Genomic DNA, 13,542 nt, shown 5'->3' with positions numbered 1-13,542 from the left:
TTTTATTTTGTTTCATTTTCTAACAATTGTTCCAAAGAATAAATATCCGGCACTAAAACTTGTCGGGCCTTACTGCCCTCAAAAGGACCAACAATTCCGGCAGCTTCCAGTTGATCTATGATTCTGCCTGCCCTGTTGTAGCCCAGTTTCAGTTTACGTTGAATGAGGGAGGCTGAACCCTGTTGCGCCGTAACAATCACTTCAGCGGCTTCGCGGAACATGGCATCCCTATCCGCAATATCGTAATCAATACCCGTGCCAGATTCTTCACCTACATACTCTGGCAGTAAGTGTGCTTCGGGGTAGGCACGTTGCGAACCAATATAGTCGGTAATCTTTCCAACTTCCGGTGTATCGACAAACGCACATTGCAGTCGGGTTACATCGTTCCCTTGGGTGTAAAGCATGTCACCACGACCAATGAGCTGGTCTGCACCTTGGGCGTCCAAAATGGTTCGGGAATCTATTTTTGAGGTTACCCGAAAGGCAATCCGTGCCGGGAAGTTAGCTTTTATGATACCTGTGATCACATTCACCGAAGGACGTTGTGTAGCAATGATCAAGTGGATTCCAATGGCTCGTGCTAACTGCGCCAAGCGGGCAATGGGGGTTTCAACTTCTTTTCCGGCGGTCATGATCAAATCGGCAAACTCGTCAATCACCAAAACAATGTAAGGAAGGAATTTGTGCCCGTCGTTGGGGTTAAGTTTTCTCGCCTTGAACTTAACGTTGTATTCCTTGATATTTCGAACCATGGCCGTTTTGAGCAGCTCATACCGATTGTCCATTTCAATGCACAGCGAATTCAAAGTATTGATGACCTTGGTGTTGTCCGTAATAATGGCATCATCAGAATCTGGAAGTTTGGCCAGAAAATGACGTTCAATTTTGTTGTAAAGGGTCAGTTCCACTTTTTTAGGATCTACCAGAATGAACTTTACTTCTGCGGGATGCTTTTTATAGAGCAGCGAAGTAATTACGGCATTCAACCCAACTGATTTACCTTGACCCGTGGCCCCTGCCATGAGCAAGTGGGGCATTTTGGCCAAATCGACCACAAAAGTTTCATTGCTGATGGTTTTTCCAAAAGCAATGGGCAATTCCATCTCTGCCTTCTGGAATTTGTTCGAAGCAATTACGGAACGCATGGAAACGACAGTAGCATTTTTGTTGGGCACCTCTATACCAATGGTTCCTTTTCCGGGGATAGGGGCAATAATACGAATACCCAAAGCTGCCAAAGAAAGCGCTATGTCATCCTCCAAGTTTTTGATCTTGGAAATACGGATACCGGCCTCAGGTACAATCTCGTAAAGGGTTACGGTTGGACCGATGGTTGCCTTGATTTGTGCTATACCGATTTTGTAATTCTTGAGCGTACTTACAATTCGGTTTTTATTTTCCTCCAGTTCTTCCTGGTTGATGGTAATGCCTCCAGAGGCCCCATGTGCTTCCAGTAAATCCAAAGGAGGGAATTTGTAGTTGCCCAACTCCAATTTAGGGTCAAACTCCCCAAAATCCTTGACCAATTTTTCAGATTTGATGTCACTTTCCTCTTTCTCTTCTTCAACTTTCTCGACTTCTAGGCTGATATCAACCTCTTCTTCTTCGGGAAGGTTCACATCCAATCCAGCTTCACTTTTTAATGGGGGAATATCTTTTTTATGGGTATAGGTATCTACTTTAACAGGCTCGTTGTCCTCTGGGCTCAAGTCCAGACTTGTTTCTTCAGATTCATTTGTTTCATCCGACACCGATGCTGTTTTCTGAAAATCGGATGTAATCTGCTGCCGCTGCTTTTTGAAGAAATTGGCAACACCTTCAGGGGTAAAGTTGAACAATCGTACCAAAATCACCATCAATACAAATACAAGAATGAGGAATACCCCTATCTTCCCAGTGTAATCTTGGAGGAAATCGTTCATTTCATACCCGATTAGACCTCCCAACAAGGGTTGGTCAATGGCAAAAAATCCTAGGGCCACAGAAATCCAAATGACCCCCAACAGACCCCAAATCCATTTGCCAACCAGACCCTTACCACTCAAACCCAAAAAAAGATAGAGTCCGGTAACCGCCAACAGCACTGGAAAGGCAAATGAGGCCAATCCAAAACCACGGTACATAAAAAAATGGCTCACACTGGCGCCAAACTTATTGAGCAGATTTTTGGCCTCCGCATTTCTATTGGCAAACTCGGACAACAAACTCTGGTCTGCCTGCCACGTGAAGTAGTATGACATAAACGAAAAGAAGAGTGCAATACTGAGAACGATGAGCAAACTACCAAAAATGATCTTGTTTTGCTTTGAGGGTTTCAAAGAAACCTTCTTTTTGTTGGCAGCAGTAGGTTTGGATTTAGATTTTGTCCTTTTTTTCGCCATTAATTAGGGTTTAATGCGGGGCTAATTTACAAATTTACGATGCTATATCGGCCTTGGATGTTGCTTACAGCAATTTGGGTACATAAATGATGAGTCCAATGATGCTCGCTACAATGGACACTATCATAACGGCTCCCGCAGAAATATCTTTTATAAAACCGATTTTGGGGTCGTTTTCCGGTTGAATGTAGTCCGATATTTTCTCAATGGCCGTATTGATGCCTTCAATTCCCATGACCAAGCCTATGGCAAAGAGTTGAAGAATCCATTCCGTGTTGGAAATCTCGAAATAGAACCCAGCAGCGGTTACCAAAAGCGCAATGAAAAATTGGATTTTTATGCTGGCCTCAGTTCGTAGGAGCAAAAACATGCCCCTCAGTGCAAAGCCTACACTGCGAATCCTATTTTTCAAAAAAGATTCCCTAGGCATCCATCAATGCTTCAAGCGCAGCTTTGTAATTGGGTTCGTCCACCGTTTCTGGAACTTGTTCCGAATAGACCACCTCGCCACTCTCGTTCAAGACCACAACAGAACGGGATAATAGTCCTTGAAGCGGGCCATCGGTAAATTCCACCTTGTATGCTTTCCCAAAGTTTCCATCCCTGAAATCAGAAAGGGTTTCCACTTTATCAATTCCCTCTGCACCACAAAAGCGGGCCTGAGCAAATGGAAGGTCCTTTGAGATGCACAGAATAGTGGTGTTTTCCAATTCAGCCGCCTCTTGATTGAATTGGCGCACCGATTGGGCACAGGTTCCGGTATCAATGCTTGGAAAAATGTTCAAAACCACCTTTTTTCCTTTGTAATCTGAAAGGGAGGTCGAGGAAAGGTCAGTTTTAACCAATGTGAAATTGGGGGCTTGGGAACCACTTTCGGGAAGGTTGCCAAGGGTATGTATTTCGTTTCCTTTTAAGGTAACAGTAGCCATGTTTTTATATTTTGGTTCGAGCCCAAAAATACTTAAAAAAACCTTCTTTTCGGTTGCTGTGGGAAAGGTTCTTTGAAAAAATCAGGATTCTATCGTTTAGGCCGTTTTGCTTGTGGTAAGCATCTTTATTTTAATCTTCAGCGCCGCAAAAAGCAAGGTCATAAACGGACTCAGCCAGTTGAAAATGGCATAAAGGGCATATTCACCAACCCCAACGCCCAATACACTGCTATGATACGCACCGCAGGTGTTCCATGGAACAAGTACTGAGGTGACTGTTCCTGAATCTTCCAAAGTACGGCTTAAGTTCTCTGGCGCCAGTCCACGCTCTTCGTAGGCTTTGGAGAACATTTTCCCAGGAACCACAATCGCTAAATATTGGTCCGATGCGGTTACATTAAGTGCCAAACAGCTCCCAACGGTACTGGCAAAAAGCCCAAAGGTGGTCTTTGCCATTTTCAAGAGCGACTCTGTAATTCGCTCCAAAGCGCCAATACCGTCCATAATGCCACCAAAGACCATGGCGCACATGATCAACCAAATGGTACCCAACATTCCAGCCATACCTCCAGAGGAAAACAGGTCATTTAAAGCTGGGTCATCCGTGGCAATATTGGTATCCACGGTGATGGCATTCAAAATACCTTTGTAGCCTGATTCCAATGTCAAACTGGAGCTCCCGCCAATGGTGGCCACAATATCCGGTTGAAAAAGAAGCGCAAAGAGGCCGCCCAGCAGTGTTCCAATCAATAAGGCTAAAAGGGGAGGAGCTTTTTTTACAATCAAAAAGATGACAACTACAGGTACTAGAAAAAGCCAACCACTCACATTAAAGGTTCCGCTTATATTCGCCAATATGGAAGTAGTATCGGCAACACCAGAGGTATCTATGGTAAATCCAAGTATTATGAAAACAATCAGGGTGACTACTATGGTCGGTACTGTGGTGAGGGTCATATATTTAATATGGGAAAACAATTCCCCGCCTGCCATGGCTGGGGCAAGATTTGTCGTGTCGCTCAAAGGCGACATCTTATCCCCAAAATAAGCGCCTGACAGTACTGCACCTGCCGTCATTCCCAATGAAATGCCCAGAGCTTCACCAATACCAATAAGGGCAATACCAACCGTAGCTGCGGTGGTCCAACTGCTTCCTGTAGCAATGGATATGATGGCACATATTACAACGCATGCTGCCAAAAATATAGTGGGATTCAATATCTGAAGCCCATAATAGATCATGGCGGGAATGATGCCACTGACCAACCATGTTCCAGAGAGGGCGCCGACCATTAACAGAATGAGCAACGCTCCTGTGGTGGAACGGATGTTCTCGGCCACCTCGGCAATCATTTTTTTATAGGAAACCTTGTTGAAAAAGCCAACAATGGCAGCAACGGCCCCACCCAACAATAAAATAAACTGATTGGAACCGCTTAAAGCATCGTCCCCAAACACATAGACATTATAGGCCAACATGCCCACCAACGCAAAGACTGGAATGAGTGCTTCCCAAATGTTGAGATTCTTATTTTCTACAATTTGTTCGTCTTCCCTAAATTTTGGTTTTTTCTCTGGGTTTGGCATGCGGTCTGAGTTAGATAAGAAGTAATATTACGACTTTGAAGTATGTTCTCCAAACTGTAAATGGACTCCCGTTACGCCAAAGAGTGGTCTTTTTCTAAAATTTCAAGAGCTTCCATACAGCGGCGCATGGCCAGATAGGTCTTCTGTATATCGTTGTCCAAACCTATGGAAAACCGAATCAGGCCTTCGGTTAAGCCAAGCTCCTTTTGTTCTTCCAAAGGAATTTCAGAAGAAGTGGATGTGCCCGATGCACTAAAAAGCGTTTTGTAAAAGCCAAGACTCACGGCCAAGTAGCCCAGCTTTTCTTTTTGCATCATTTCCATCAGCGCATTTGCCCTGTCCAGTGAGCCTACATCCAAGGTTAGGAGGCCCCCGAAGCCGTATTCAGGGTTCATTTGGGCCTTCATGGTCTGGTGCCCAGGATGACTTTCCAATCCGGGGTAGACCACTTTGAGTCCATCTTTTTCAAACTGTTTTGCTAGATAGTGTGCATTCTCACTATGCTTTTTGATACGTATGTGAAGCGTACGCATATTTTTAAGGATGGAAGCTGCCCGTAAACTATCCAAAGTGCTGCCTAAGAGCATTCCGGCGCCGTCGTTTACGTCTTTCAGGCTAAGGCAAAAATCAGAAGAAGCACAAACCGCGCCCGCAACACAATCGCTACTACCGTTGATGAACTTGGTAAGGCTGTGTACTACTATATCCGCGCCTAATTTGGCCGCATTGATGTTCAACGGGGAAAAGGTGTTGTCCACAACCAAAGGGATGCCATGTTTTTTGGCCAGTTTGGACAATGCTTGAATATCGGCCACTTCCAACAAAGGATTACTGATGGCCTCACAATAGAGGATTTTCGTTTTTGGGGTGATGGAATTTTCGACCACATCCAAGTCGGTGATATCGATAAAGGAAGTGGAGATATTGAACTTTTTCACAAAGTTTTTCAGGAAGGCATAGGTACCTCCATAAATCGTTCGGCTGCAAACAATATGGTCGTCCGTGTCACACAATTGAAAGATGACCGAAGTAATGGCGCCCATACCACTGGCAAATACGTTGGCCGATTCCGTTCCTTCCAATTGCGCCATGGCTTCGCCCAAATAGAGATTGGAAGGTGAGGAATGCCGACTATAAAGGTAACATCCTTCCGTATTTCCCTCGAAGGTATCGAACATGGTTTTGGCTGAAAGAAAAGTATAGGTGGATGAGTCCGATATCGAAGGGTTTACGCCTCCGAACTCACCAAAATATTGAAGGTCTTGAATGTGTTCTGATGCTTTGTAGTCCATAGTTGTCAATTTTCGTAAAAATAACAGATGTATGTTCAAAAATCAATTAATAGTTATATTTGTAGAATAATAGACTATTATATTTATAAATAATAGAAAATAATTCCATTTAACTTGAATTGATTTTCATAAAATAGAACATTCGTCATGGATGCCTTGGACAAACAACTCATACAACTACTACAGCGAGACTGCAAAAAGACTACCAAATACTATGCGGACCAATTACAATTGTCCAAAACCGCCGTGTATGAACGTATCAGAAGATTGGAGCGCACAGGAATCATTACGGACTATGTCGCGTTGGTGGATAAAGAAAAGGTTAAACGCGAGTTTACCGTGCTCTGCCAAATCCGATTGGTGCAACACACCAAGGAAAATGTCTTGAAATTTGAAAGGGAGGTGCTTAAGCTGGAAGAAGTATCAGAATGCTTTCACGTGGGCGGCGATTATGATTACATCCTAAAAATCAATGTGGAAGACATGAAGAGTTATCGGGAGTTTATGGTAACCAAGCTCACCGCCATAAATAATATAGGCAATACTCAAAGCTCCTTCGTGATAAGTGAAGTAAAGAACCGCCCCTCTGTACATATTTAGGAAAGTTTAACCTAAAGCGATGTTAAAATGATATTTTACACCTGCCATGATGCCTAATTTGGGGCTATCAAAAAACGACTGACCACATAATTCATCATCATGTCGGCCCGCACTAAATTTTTTCTAACTGGTTTGGCCACAGTAATCGGGGGATGCTGCTTGCAACTCTACGTTACCCTTTCCAAAGATGTCCTTTTTAACGGGATACAATTTTGTTCCTCGTCCAGCTCGGACTTGGTCTTAGGTACCATGGCGCTGTTTGCTTCTGCCATTTTTTCTGGATTTATTGCATCCTTGATTGTGGTACGCGATAATTTTTGGCCCCACTTATTTATTTCGTTGGGCATTATCGCAAAATTCTTGTTGGTAGCGCTTTGCGGACTGTGGAGTGGACCATTTTGGTTTGAGGTAGGTCTGCACTGCTCCCTTTTGGCCGGACTTTGGTTGGGTTGGTATGGTGCCGCCAAGTTTCCGTTGGCCCCGGTTTAGATCGTTTTAAAGGGATTTCAGGTGGGAGACCATTTGATTTCTGAAGTTATCATCTGGTAATTTTCCCAATCCTGCGGTCATATTGTCAATCATGTGATGCGGTTTTGAAGTGCCTGGAATGACACAAGTGACATTTTTGTGGGATAAAATGAATTTCAAAAAATATTGCCCCCAACTGTGTATATCATTTTCCTTGGCCCATTCCGGAAGCGATTTTCCCTTAACCGCTCTGAACAAAGACCCGCTTTCGTAGGGTTGATTTATGATGGTGGCCACGCCATATTTTTCAGCCGTATCAAAGAGTGATTTCTCAGCGTTTCGGGAGCGTATGGAGTAATTGAATTGCACAAAATCTGGTCGTTCCGTTTTGATGATATTTTCCAAAGTAGCGTGAGTGGAATCCACATAGTGGGTAATGCCCCAATATCGAATCTTCCCTTCTTCTTTCCAGCCCTTGAGGGTTTTTACATGGGTTTTCCAGTCCACAAGATTATGGATTTGCATCAAATCCATGGTTCTTCGTTGCATTTTTTCCATGGAGTCCTGCATTTGACGAATGCCTGCGGTTTGCCCAGAAGTCCAAACTTTGGTAGCGTAAAAAAGTGCGTTCCCAAAGTCCAGTTGAGCGGTTAAATCCCCAACCACCCTTTCTGAACTGCCATACATGGGGGAGGAGTCAATCATCTTTCCCCCAAGTCGATTCATTTCCATCAACACTTCGGTTAAGACGTCTCGTTGCTCTTTGGAATTGCCCACATCAAAGGATTGCCAAGTACCCAAACCCACTATGGGTATAAGTTCGCCGGAGGAGGGTATGGGTCGCGCTTGAATCTTTTCCAGTTTGTTGAATGCAGAGGAATAACCGCTCAGCGATAATCCCAAACCTGCCAGTACGGATAATTGAATAGCTTCCCTACGATTGTATTTTGTTTTCATAATGGATTTGTTTTAAAGGTACAATATTCTCTTTTTCAAGGTGTTGATTCCCTAGTTTGAATCCCAAAAAACTCCAAAGAAAGGCCAATGGGATGGCTAAAAATGCAATGGCGCCCAATCCCCATCCCAGAGCGACCAAGCCAGAGAATGCCCAACCCACCAACGCATCCCCACCTCTATAAACTGCTGTATCGATACAGTTTTTGGACTTGTATTTTTCACTGGTCGATGTAACCGTGAACAAAATTTCCCTTCCGGGGCGCAGCAAAGTGAAATTTCCAGCTCTGTGCAAAACCATCAGCACGGCCACGATTCCCAAAGCGGGATGAAATCCGAGGAAAACCAAACCCAACCCCATCACGAATGGAATTGAGGCCAAAACAAAGGACAGTCCAATCCTCTTAATGATTCTAGCGGTCAGGAAAAACTGTCCAAAAATGGCAATGCCATTCACGGTGAGGTCAATGTTTGAAAAATAACGAATCCGTTCCGTCGATTCCAGCAGGGTCTGTTCCACAAGATGGGCCTGTTCAAAATAAAGTATGGTGGAGATGGAGGTGTAAAGAAGGATAAAACCAACGATTCCCATTAGATAGGAAGACTTGGTAATCTGCTGGACTCCTTCAAAAATGGCGCTTGCACTACCTTTAAAATTTTGCTTTTCTTGCTTGAAATGATTTTTACGGGGCGATAGTTTCAAAATCCACAGAACACAACACAATCCCACTCCTAAAAAGAAACAACCTGCCAATAATAATGGGGCAAAGGACGCCCATCCACTTAATCCACGGGCAATAGCCGGCCCTGTTAGTGCGCCTAGACTACCACCTGCGGCAATGATGCCAAAGAACTTCTTTGCGGCCATGCTATGGAATACATCTGCCATAAAACTCCAAAAAAGGGAAACAATGAACAGGTTGAAGACGCTTAGCCAGATAAAAAAAATAATCGCCAATACTCTTGACGGCCCGTGGGTTTCAAAAAAATAATAGAAAACAAGTAGGTTGGCCAAGAAAAAGGTGTAGACATAAATCATCAAATTCTTAATGGAGTTTTTAGAAACCAGAAACCCAAAAATTGGTACGAGGCACACCATGGTTAAAAAAGTCCCTGTGAACAACCATTGCATGTTTACCGCACCGTTTTCAATCCCCATTTCATCCCGCAAGGGTCTTAGGATGAAATAAGCACACAACAAACAGAAAAAGAAACTGCTGGAAAGAACGACCAGTTTGTACTCGCCTCTTTTGGGGTGATGCCATAGTTCCAGAAATTTGCTGACAATGCTATGCTTCATTTGGACGTAGAATTGGATTCCAGTCACAATTTGAATACAAAATGCCTAAATCACTTTTGGTTTGATGAAACGGTCTGACGGATTTACAAATCGCTAAGTCTAAAGATTTCGCTTCAAGTAGGAGGAAGGTGTTGTTCCCGTTACTTTTTTAAAAGCCGCATTGAATGAGGATAAGGAGTTAAAACCACAATCATAGGCAATGTTTGCGATTTTGGTGTTTTGGTGATGGGGGTCTGCCAACCTTTGTTTTACCTCCTCAATTCTGTATCCGTTCAAGAAATCAGGAAAACTTTTACCAATGCCATTGTTCACCACATGCGAAATTAGATAAGGAGGCAGTTTCATAGCATCCGCCATTGTGGTAAGGGTGCAATTGGGATTCAGGTATGTTCTCGTTTCCCGCATAAGGTCTTCCAATTGTTTGGCATAGCCCACAAGTTCTTCATCTGATAACCGTATATTTTGATGTTTCGCTTGAACACGCTGTTTCAACAATGAAGGGTTTTTAAATTGGAGAAAAGCCAAAAAATAGACAAAGGGAAGATAAATGACCGGTCCTAACAAATATGGAGTCAATCCTAAAAAGTAGTTGGAAAAGTATAAAAGTTGCCATATTGCAGTTCCAATGACCAAAGCACCAACCCAGATTTTGGCCGTTTGGGTCAAACTGTATCGCGATTTTTTATGCCCAACGGGCCATATTAGCAAAACGAGTGTGATTCCGCTGTAGAGTAATTGGTGAAGCAGCAAGACGGAGTAACCGCCCTGATACCAGAATCCTTCCAGTGTTAGAAAGTTACTGGTCAATACAAGGAAGGCTGCCGGAGCAAAGTGGAGGAAATTCCATGTTGACCATTTACGAGCAAACAAAAAATGCAAGGTGTAAAGAAAAAGGACTGGACCCGAAACCGCATGGGCAATAAACCCTAGATTAATCAGCCAAAGTGGAGAATCATCCAAGTAAATCCATAGAATTGACTTGCCCAATCGTATGGTTATGGCCAAGAAAAAAATCGATAGTAACAGATTTTTAAAGTCCCGCTTTCGCTCAAAAAAACTGTAAATGGACAGCAGAAAACTCTGGGCCGCAGCAATTCCTGCAATGAAAACCTCCAACTCCTGATGTATCCGCAAACTTCGCATACGGTAAATATAAGGGCAACTGCCATAAGTTATTCGTAAGGATATGTTAATGGAAGACATGGTGTATCGAAGAAACATTGTTATTTTTGTACTGATAATCGAACGAAATAATTATCTCTAAGCAAATACTATGAATCAATATGATGTGGCCGTTATTGGCTCTGGACCTGGAGGCTATGTAGCGGCAATTCGGTGTGCCCAATTGGGAATGAAGACTGCTATCATTGAAAAATACGATACTTTGGGCGGCACCTGTCTTAATGTGGGTTGTATACCCTCAAAGGCATTGCTGGATTCTTCGCACCATTATGAAGATGCCATTAAGCATTTTGAAGAACATGGAATAGACATTCCAGGTGAGGTTAAGGTCAACTTAAAGCAGATGATTGCCCGCAAACAGGACGTAGTCGACCAAAACACCAAAGGAATAGAGTTTTTGATGAACAAAAACAAAATTGAGGTATACCATGGTTTAGGGAGCTTTAAGGATGCCACTCACATCAATATTGATAAAGATGGTAAAACGGAGACCATTGAAGCGAAGAATATTATCATCGCCACGGGTTCCAAGCCATCCACTTTGCCGTTCATTGAATTGGATAAGGAACGCATCATTACTTCAACAGAAGCTTTGAAACTTAAAGAGGTGCCCAAGCACATGATTGTTATAGGAGGTGGTGTCATTGGATTGGAATTGGGCCAAGTGTACAAGCGATTGGGTGCAGAGGTGACCGTTGTAGAGTTTATGGACCGGATTATTCCAGGCATGGATGGCGCACTTTCCAAAGAATTAATGAAGGTGTTGAAGAAACAAAAAGTGAAGTTCAATCTATCACATAAAGTAAAATCTGTCGAACGAAAAGGCGATGAGGTCATTGTAAAGGCGGATGATAAAAAAGGTGAGGAAGTAACGCTCAAAGGCGACTATTGCTTGGTTTCCGTAGGAAGAAGACCCTACACCGATGGCTTAAACGCCGAAGCGGCCGGGGTTAAATTAGATGATAAGGGTAGAGTGGAAGTGAACGACCATCTACAGACCAGTGTATCCAACATCTATGCAATCGGGGATGTGGTGAAGGGTGCCATGCTGGCCCATAAAGCCGAAGAAGAAGGAACCATGGTTGCCGAGATCTTGGCTGGCCAAAAACCACATATCAATTACAACCTGATTCCTGGTGTGGTCTACACCTGGCCAGAAGTGGCAGCAGTAGGAAAAACAGAGGAAGAACTAAAAGAAGCTGGGGTTGACTACAAAGTGGGTCAATTCTCCATGCGTGCCTTGGGCAGGGCTAGAGCTAGTATGGATTTGGATGGATTTGTAAAAATCATTGCGGATAAAAAGACCGATGAGGTTCTTGGTGTTCACATGATCGGGGCACGTTGTGCCGATTTGATTGCGGAAGGTGTAACAGCGATGGAATTCAGGGCTTCTGCGGAGGATATTGCCCGTATGAGCCATGCCCACCCAACGTATGCGGAGGCCGTAAAAGAAGCTGCTTTGGCCGCAACAGCAGACCGTGCATTGCATGCCTAAGAGCAGATAGAACAATATTAGTATACAAAACGAGGAAAGCATTCAACATAGTTGGATGCTTTTTTTATGGGTGATTATCTAGTTTCGAACGGTTCTGAAAACCCGTCTAAGTAACAGTCTTATTCGAGAGACAAGTTCCCTAATGACAGGAATGGAAGCCTCCCTGAAATCAATCAATTGATATTTGGCTACAACAATTCCTTGGGAAACCTGGGCTTTAATTTCAGCTTCGTGGCGGTTGTATTTCAAGGCCAAATAAGAGCAGGCTACCATGAACAACAATGCGCCTGGTATTGCAATGCTGGGTGTCAAAGAATGATTGAAAAAGCGATACAGTCCCAATCCTGTAAAACTTCCATAAAGAATGATAAAGTGTATCACATAAATGCTAAGTGTACTGGCCCCAAGTTGCAGTACCGTTTTGTTGGTCATGAACTTTCTCAAAAGCATGAAAACGGAGAATACAATAAAGACGTTACCAAGCCTGATGAACAGATAGTTGTTGGTTTGAATCAAATGGAACAACTCCAATCCTGTATATTCATAAAGTGCGATAAACGCTTGGGATGAGTGATAAATCAACACGTAGCTTACAAGTGAAGCTACTGAAATCGCAACGGGATATAAGTATTTGAAATTCTTGTATTGGGTGAACAGCACCGAAATGAATGCGCCGATTGTGGTATACCCCAACCACGGTATTATGGTGAAAACAGAACCGTTTGCCTTGGTAAAGTAGTTGGCAAAGAGGTCGGGTAAAAAGGAGAACGACCACTGCTTGTATATCGGCTCAAACAAGAAAAGAATCAGTGTAATTCCTGCGAGAAGCGATGGGAAAAGATACTTTTTTCGGTTTATGGTCGCCAAATACAGGCCAATCAAGGCCAAAATGGACAGCCCAATGCAATGGAGCACATCCACCAGGTAGAACGAATTATACAATTGCCCTTTAAAAAGTCCGAAGATGTTCAACCGGAGTAGGTAACCGATCAACAAGAGTTGCAGCCCACGACGGATTCCCTTATTGACCCGTGGATTATCAAAACCTTTTTGGGGCATCCGAATCAACAAGTAGGTGAAAATAAATCCAGAAACCGTAAAGAAAACAGGTGCGGTGATGCCTCGGAAATAATGCCAGATAGTGAACAGCATATTGGTCTTATCTCGAAAAATGGGGTCGAGCAATCCATCGATAAAATGACCTTGAAGCATCATCAAGATGGCCCATGCGCGCATGGCATCAATAAAAAACAATCTGTTGGTTTGTGGTTTCATCAAATAATAAATACCCTATATACTTGTTTGACAGTATGTTTGGATGCTTTCGGGCCCAAAATTATACAAAATACTC

The 13,542-nt window shown here is 43.3% G+C and carries 12 protein-coding genes; 3 read left to right on the top strand and 9 right to left on the bottom strand.

Annotated features, from left to right (window positions below; translation table 11 throughout):
- Positions 1-2 precede the first annotated feature (2 nt).
- The 5 genes from AB1A65_RS12155 to AB1A65_RS12135 all read right to left on the bottom strand — a co-directional run bounded on the left by AB1A65_RS12155 (position 3) and on the right by AB1A65_RS12135 (position 6,192).
- Positions 3-2,384 carry a DNA translocase FtsK gene (locus AB1A65_RS12155; protein WP_366589469.1) on the bottom strand — a complete coding sequence of 794 codons (2,382 nt, stop codon included), beginning with the start codon at positions 2,382-2,384 and terminating at the stop codon, positions 3-5.
- A gap of 64 nt (positions 2,385-2,448) precedes the next feature.
- Positions 2,449-2,814 carry a diacylglycerol kinase family protein gene (locus tag AB1A65_RS12150; RefSeq protein WP_366589467.1) on the bottom strand — a complete coding sequence of 122 codons (366 nt, stop codon included), beginning with the start codon at positions 2,812-2,814 and terminating at the stop codon, positions 2,449-2,451.
- Entirely contained in the window at positions 2,807-3,313 is a 507-nt protein-coding gene (gene tpx, locus AB1A65_RS12145; RefSeq protein WP_366589465.1) for a thiol peroxidase, read from the bottom strand. Before tpx ends, AB1A65_RS12150 begins: the two co-directional genes overlap by 8 nt.
- Positions 3,314-3,409: 96 nt before the next feature.
- Complete coding sequence (nhaC, locus tag AB1A65_RS12140; protein ID WP_366589462.1) at positions 3,410-4,900, bottom strand: Na+/H+ antiporter NhaC; 1,491 nt, start codon at positions 4,898-4,900, stop codon at positions 3,410-3,412.
- Positions 4,901-4,971: 71 nt separating this feature from the next.
- Positions 4,972-6,192, bottom strand: a complete 1,221-nt coding sequence (locus tag AB1A65_RS12135) for an aminotransferase class I/II-fold pyridoxal phosphate-dependent enzyme (protein ID WP_366589460.1) — start codon at positions 6,190-6,192, stop codon at positions 4,972-4,974.
- Positions 6,193-6,339: 147 nt separating this feature from the next.
- On the opposite strand from AB1A65_RS12135, the gene AB1A65_RS12130 reads away from it, so the two are divergent.
- Together AB1A65_RS12130 and AB1A65_RS12125 are read left to right on the top strand one after the other, a co-directional pair.
- Entirely contained in the window at positions 6,340-6,792 is a 453-nt protein-coding gene (locus tag AB1A65_RS12130) for an Lrp/AsnC family transcriptional regulator (RefSeq protein ID WP_366589458.1), read from the top strand.
- 132 nt (positions 6,793-6,924) lie between these two features.
- Complete coding sequence (locus AB1A65_RS12125; RefSeq protein WP_366589456.1) at positions 6,925-7,281, top strand: hypothetical protein; 357 nt, start codon at positions 6,925-6,927, stop codon at positions 7,279-7,281.
- A gap of 6 nt (positions 7,282-7,287) precedes the next feature.
- On the opposite strand, the gene AB1A65_RS12120 is transcribed toward AB1A65_RS12125, so the two are convergent.
- From AB1A65_RS12120 to AB1A65_RS12110, 3 genes are all read right to left on the bottom strand, one after another.
- The gene (locus AB1A65_RS12120; RefSeq protein WP_366589454.1) at positions 7,288-8,217 is read right to left on the bottom strand and encodes an aldo/keto reductase; all 930 of its coding nucleotides are present in this window, start codon (positions 8,215-8,217) and stop codon (positions 7,288-7,290) included.
- Positions 8,195-9,514, bottom strand: a complete 1,320-nt coding sequence (locus AB1A65_RS12115) for an MFS transporter (RefSeq protein ID WP_366589451.1) — start codon at positions 9,512-9,514, stop codon at positions 8,195-8,197. The genes AB1A65_RS12120 and AB1A65_RS12115 overlap by 23 nt, the downstream gene beginning before the upstream one ends.
- A gap of 99 nt (positions 9,515-9,613) precedes the next feature.
- Complete coding sequence (locus AB1A65_RS12110) at positions 9,614-10,657, bottom strand: helix-turn-helix domain-containing protein (RefSeq protein ID WP_366589448.1); 1,044 nt, start codon at positions 10,655-10,657, stop codon at positions 9,614-9,616.
- 130 nt (positions 10,658-10,787) lie between these two features.
- Here AB1A65_RS12110 and lpdA point away from each other — a divergent pair, with 130 nt between their 5' ends.
- Entirely contained in the window at positions 10,788-12,191 is a 1,404-nt protein-coding gene (gene lpdA, locus AB1A65_RS12105; RefSeq protein WP_366589445.1) for a dihydrolipoyl dehydrogenase, read from the top strand.
- 78 nt (positions 12,192-12,269) lie between these two features.
- Here lpdA and AB1A65_RS12100 read toward each other — a convergent pair whose 3' ends face one another.
- Entirely contained in the window at positions 12,270-13,466 is a 1,197-nt protein-coding gene (locus AB1A65_RS12100; RefSeq protein ID WP_366589442.1) for an acyltransferase family protein, read from the bottom strand.
- Positions 13,467-13,542 lie beyond the last annotated feature (76 nt).

The sequence above is a fragment of the Allomuricauda sp. ANG21 genome (assembly GCF_040705235.1).
In the GTDB taxonomy this organism is placed as follows: Bacteria; Bacteroidota; Bacteroidia; order Flavobacteriales; family Flavobacteriaceae; genus Flagellimonas; species Flagellimonas marina.
The sequence above is the reverse complement of the archived record's forward strand: the minus strand, read 5'-3'. Positions and strand labels throughout refer to the sequence as shown.

Coding starts and splice junctions, on each gene's coding strand:
- AB1A65_RS12100 (WP_366589442.1), bottom strand. CDS start 13,466: ATGAAACCACAAACCAACAGATTGTTTTTTATTGATGCCATGCGCGCA.
- tpx (WP_366589465.1), bottom strand. CDS start 3,313: ATGGCTACTGTTACCTTAAAAGGAAACGAAATACATACCCTTGGCAAC.
- AB1A65_RS12110 (WP_366589448.1), bottom strand. CDS start 10,657: ATGCGAAGTTTGCGGATACATCAGGAGTTGGAGGTTTTCATTGCAGGA.
- nhaC (WP_366589462.1), bottom strand. CDS start 4,900: ATGCCAAACCCAGAGAAAAAACCAAAATTTAGGGAAGACGAACAAATT.
- AB1A65_RS12150 (WP_366589467.1), bottom strand. CDS start 2,814: ATGCCTAGGGAATCTTTTTTGAAAAATAGGATTCGCAGTGTAGGCTTT.
- AB1A65_RS12130 (WP_366589458.1), top strand. CDS start 6,340: ATGGATGCCTTGGACAAACAACTCATACAACTACTACAGCGAGACTGC.
- AB1A65_RS12155 (WP_366589469.1), bottom strand. CDS start 2,384: ATGGCGAAAAAAAGGACAAAATCTAAATCCAAACCTACTGCTGCCAAC.
- AB1A65_RS12120 (WP_366589454.1), bottom strand. CDS start 8,217: ATGAAAACAAAATACAATCGTAGGGAAGCTATTCAATTATCCGTACTG.
- lpdA (WP_366589445.1), top strand. CDS start 10,788: ATGAATCAATATGATGTGGCCGTTATTGGCTCTGGACCTGGAGGCTAT.
- AB1A65_RS12135 (WP_366589460.1), bottom strand. CDS start 6,192: ATGGACTACAAAGCATCAGAACACATTCAAGACCTTCAATATTTTGGT.
- AB1A65_RS12115 (WP_366589451.1), bottom strand. CDS start 9,514: ATGAAGCATAGCATTGTCAGCAAATTTCTGGAACTATGGCATCACCCC.